The sequence below is a fragment of the Ideonella sp. B508-1 genome (assembly GCF_000333615.1).
GTDB lineage: Bacteria > Pseudomonadota > Gammaproteobacteria > Burkholderiales > Burkholderiaceae_C > Ideonella.
In genome coordinates this window covers 1-1,209 of record NZ_BADL01000553.1, presented here as the reverse complement: position 1 = coordinate 1,209, position 1,209 = coordinate 1, and the positions used below count along the sequence as shown (strand labels likewise).

General features: G+C 66.3%; 2 protein-coding genes. One reads left to right on the top strand and one right to left on the bottom strand.

Annotation, left to right across the window (positions count from 1 at the left end; translation table 11 throughout):
* On the top strand, window positions 1-181 hold a 181-nt coding region (locus I73_RS34225; RefSeq protein WP_234409576.1), incomplete at its 5' end, for a hypothetical protein.
* 73 nt (window positions 182-254) lie between these two features.
* On the opposite strand, the gene ychF is transcribed toward I73_RS34225, so the two are convergent.
* On the bottom strand, window positions 255-1,209 hold a 955-nt coding region (gene ychF, locus I73_RS21740; protein WP_022982551.1), incomplete at its 5' end, for a redox-regulated ATPase YchF.

The window sequence follows — 1,209 nt, the reverse complement described above, 5'->3', positions numbered from 1 at the left end:
AGAGCGTTGTCCCGCTGCCGTCTCGCAGCTGAGCGGCGACCCGGCCTCCCGGGTCGAAAACAAGGGTCATGCGCCGTGTCGGGCAGTCTGCCAGCTGCGCTGCATGACGGCGTCGCTCCTGCAGGCTGCTGCCTCCGTCTGTATCCACTGCATCACCTTGCCGACCACGGGCCGCGGCTGAGGGGCGGCGCGGATCAAGGGGCTTCGCTACCTTCTCGGTAGTTCGTGAAAGCCATCGAAGCCTCGTTCTGCGCTCAAACGTTGAACAGGAAGTTCAGCACGTCGCCATCCTTGACGACGTATTCCTTGCCTTCGGCGCGCATCTTGCCGGCGTCCTTGGCACCCTGTTCGCCCTTGTACTGGATGAAGTCCTCGTAGGCGATGGTCTGGGCGCGGATGAAGCCGCGTTCGAAGTCGGTGTGGATCACGCCGGCGGCCTGCGGTGCGGTGTCGCCGATGTGGATGGTCCAGGCGCGCACTTCCTTCACGCCGGCGGTGAAGTAGGTCTGCAGGCCCAGCAGCTTGAAGGCGGCGCGGATCAGGCGGTTCAGGCCCGGCTCGTCCTGGCCCATCTCGGCCAGGAACATGGCGCGGTCCTCGTCCTCCATCTCGGCCAGCTCGGCCTCGGTCTTGGCGCAGATGGCCACGACCTCGCCCTTCTGGGCTGCGGCGTACTCGCGCAGCCGGTCCAGGAAGGGGTTGTTCTCGAAGCCGTCCTCGGCCACGTTGCCCACGAACATCGCCGGCTTGGCGGTGATCAGGCACAGCGGCTTGAGGATGACCAGCTCTTCCTTGCTGAAATCGATGGAGCGCACGGGCTTGGCCTGGTCCAGCGCGGCCTGGCACTTCTCCAGCACCTTGACCAGGGCGGCGGCTTCCTTGTCGTTGCCGCTGCGGGCGGCCTTGGTGTAGCGCTGCAGGCTCTTCTCGACCGTGGTCAGGTCGGCCAGGCACAGCTCGGTCTGGATGACCTCGATGTCGGCGATCGGATCGACCTTGCCGGCCACGTGGATCACGTTCGGGTCCTCGAAGCAGCGCACCACGTTGACGATGGCGTCGGTCTCGCGGATGTGGCTGAGGAACTGGTTGCCCAGGCCTTCGCCCTTGGAGGCGCCTGCCACCAGGCCGGCGATGTCCACGAACTCGACGATGGCCGGCAGGATGCGCTCGGGCTTGACGATCTCGGCCAGTTTGGCCAGGCGCGGGTCC